4 protein-coding genes are annotated in these 2420 nt (G+C 31.7%); all 4 read left to right on the top strand.

The features are described 5' to 3' along the window. The first annotated feature begins 59 nt into the window (after positions 1 to 59). The 4 genes from HA632_RS02290 to HA632_RS02305 all read left to right on the top strand — a co-directional run bounded on the left by HA632_RS02290 (position 60) and on the right by HA632_RS02305 (position 2376). A complete protein-coding gene (locus HA632_RS02290; protein ID WP_176305624.1) occupies positions 60 to 419 on the top strand; it encodes a hypothetical protein in 360 nt (119 codons plus the stop codon). A gap of 221 nt (positions 420 to 640) precedes the next feature. Then, a complete protein-coding gene (locus tag HA632_RS02295) occupies positions 641 to 841 on the top strand; it encodes a hypothetical protein (protein WP_176305625.1) in 201 nt (66 codons plus the stop codon). Between the two features lie 206 nt (positions 842 to 1047). Next, positions 1048 to 1548 carry a hypothetical protein gene (locus HA632_RS02300; RefSeq protein ID WP_176305626.1) on the top strand — a complete coding sequence of 167 codons (501 nt, stop codon included), beginning with the start codon at positions 1048 to 1050 and terminating at the stop codon, positions 1546 to 1548. 159 nt (positions 1549 to 1707) lie between these two features. Further along, positions 1708 to 2376 (top strand): hypothetical protein, encoded by a 669-nt coding sequence (locus tag HA632_RS02305; RefSeq protein WP_176305553.1) that lies wholly within the window; start codon positions 1708 to 1710, stop codon positions 2374 to 2376. Positions 2377 to 2420: the final 44 nt, after the last annotated feature.

Consider the following 2420-nt stretch of genomic DNA (forward strand, 5'->3'; position numbering starts at 1 on the left):
ACGTTAGCATCAATGCCAGAATAATTATTTAATAAAAGATGTTTAGTAAAAATCTATTTATGTTCTGTTTTTTAGCTTTAGTTTCTTGTTCAAGCAAAAAACTGGAAGAGAAACCTACTTATACAATAACAGATGGATTAAAACTTAAATATGAAATAAAAACTAAAAGCAATGGCAAGCTTTATATAAATGATGGGCGAGATTCAATTCTTTTCAATTACAAAGTTGTAAAAACTAAATTAAAAGTTATTGATGCTGAAAGTAATAAATATAAGAGGATAATTATGTTTGAATACCATATTAAATATTTGGGTGAAAAATTTAAAAACTATCCTGTTCTTGAAAACTATTTAGTTTTACCAACTCAAAAACGAAAAAAAATATTCGAATATCACGACCATAATTTACACTCAAAATAAACATAAATAATAGTACAAGCACTGAATGCTAACAGCAGTTTGCAACAACTGCTAGGCTTGGGTTTCTCACCGAATTTTCTTCGAAAATTCAAAGCCAAGTTTTGTACTTGGAATCATTAGTAATAAATCGTCGCAGCTGTTGCAAGCCGCGGCACGTTAGCGGACATTTTCCGACCACAGCTTAAAATCACATATTTATTAATTTTTCAACATTTGAAATTATGCCAGACAACAATTTATTTTATGTTCCAAGCGAACACGAATCTTTACTAGACTATGTAAAAAACCTTTTAAAGTCAATTCCATATTCTGAGCAAAACACAAAAGATGGAACAGTATTTACAATTCATTTTCCTTCAAGTTTAGAAAAACTTGAGTTCTTTGCAACAATTAAAAGAAATTATCCACAACTGCTTGGATAAAGTTAGTGTGGAAGTTGATGCGAAAGTTTGCACGGAAGTTAACCGGGAAATTAGAAACGAAGAAAACGTCCGCTAACAGCCGTTTTGCGCAATGGCTGGTTTAGTTTTTTTTAGCCGGAAATTACTAAGTTGAAATATTGCTTATCTTTAGAACAAATTATTAAAAAGTCGCCACTGCGCAAAGCGGCGGAACGTTATAAGCAATTATGAAAAACCACTTATTAATATTCATATTTTCTCTCTCTTTGACGTTATGTTACGCCCAAGGAAAGCCTTTGAAGAAAAAGCGAGAGGAAACAGAATTGATAAAATTCGAACCGAGTTTTTCCTTTTCAGATTTTAAGGTAAAGGTTGAAAAAGCTAAAGTCAAGCCAGACTTAAGATCACACGAACTTGGGCGTAAATTTAGAACTAGAATAAAGGAAGAATACGAGAATACTGAATCACTATTCGCTGGTCATTATACGCTTGCGACTTGGGGTTGTGGTTCGCCATGTCAAATGAGTGTGCTGATAGATAGAAGAACCGGAAAAATATATGATGCTCCAACATCTTCTCTTGGTTATAAATTTCAAAAAGACAGTCGAATGTTGATTGTCAATCCGCCAGATTCGCTTGGTTATTATATTAAAGATTGTCCTTACTGTAAACCCGAAATTTATATTCTAAATGAAAAAACAAAAAAGTTTGAGTTAAAACAGCCATGATATCATAACTGCTTATAACAGCAGTTTGTAACTACTGCGCGCTTGGGCTTGCCCCGAATTTTCTCCGAAAATTCAAAAAGTAGTTTTATATTTGGAATCAACAGTAATAAATCGTCGCAGCAGTTACAATCTGCGGCACGTTACCAGCCATTTTCAGACATGAAGTATTACACTATTCACATTAACGACTCAGGAGCTATCGAAGATACTGAAAAGACAAGTATCAATGGAGAAAACACTCTTATATGTAAAATGTACGATGATCCAGAATTCAACAAACTCAATGATATATTACATTCATTAAGAGGTTACATTCTGAACGAAAAAGCATTAAACATTTTTAAAGAAAGTAATACAATCTCTTATAAACTTTGCAAAGCTAAAGTGTTGCGAAAAGAAAAAGTATTTGGCTTTATTAAAAAATATAAAGAATACGATTTCTATGAACTTGATTTTTCAGATGAAAGCGCTTATGAAAGCTATGACTGGATTGATTTTGAAAAAAGTGAAATTTTTGCTGTGGAAAGTTTAGGAGAAAAAATAAAAATTAAATCACATCAGGAAACTTTGCGTTTCGTTGAAATAAATAAAACGAATACAGGAAAAAGTTATTCTTTTGAAACAGAAAAAATTGTCTTTAATAAAAACTTCAATCCAGAAATTGACTTGTTTAAAATTCCTTTTTATTCATGGGGAATTTATGTTTCGGAAAAATTAAAGAACAAACTTGAAAATGCCCAAATAACAGATATTGGATTTGCAGAAAATAAAGAACGGTTAGGAATGATGTGGAAACCTCATTTCCCAATAATAGAATTTAATCATTAAAAACGGCTGGTAACAGCAGTTTGTGATTATGGCTGGTTTTGGTC

The organism is Flavobacterium sp. J49 (assembly GCF_011742145.1).
In the GTDB taxonomy this organism is placed as follows: Bacteria; Bacteroidota; Bacteroidia; order Flavobacteriales; family Flavobacteriaceae; genus Flavobacterium.

What these genes read in the sequence shown, in the direction of transcription:
- HA632_RS02290 (WP_176305624.1), top strand. Translation starts at nt 60, where the DNA reads ATGTTCTGTTTTTTAGCTTTAGTTTCTTGTTCAAGCAAAAAACTGGAA.
- HA632_RS02295 (WP_176305625.1), top strand. Translation starts at nt 641, where the DNA reads ATGCCAGACAACAATTTATTTTATGTTCCAAGCGAACACGAATCTTTA.
- HA632_RS02300 (WP_176305626.1), top strand. Translation starts at nt 1,048, where the DNA reads ATGAAAAACCACTTATTAATATTCATATTTTCTCTCTCTTTGACGTTA.
- HA632_RS02305 (WP_176305553.1), top strand. Translation starts at nt 1,708, where the DNA reads ATGAAGTATTACACTATTCACATTAACGACTCAGGAGCTATCGAAGAT.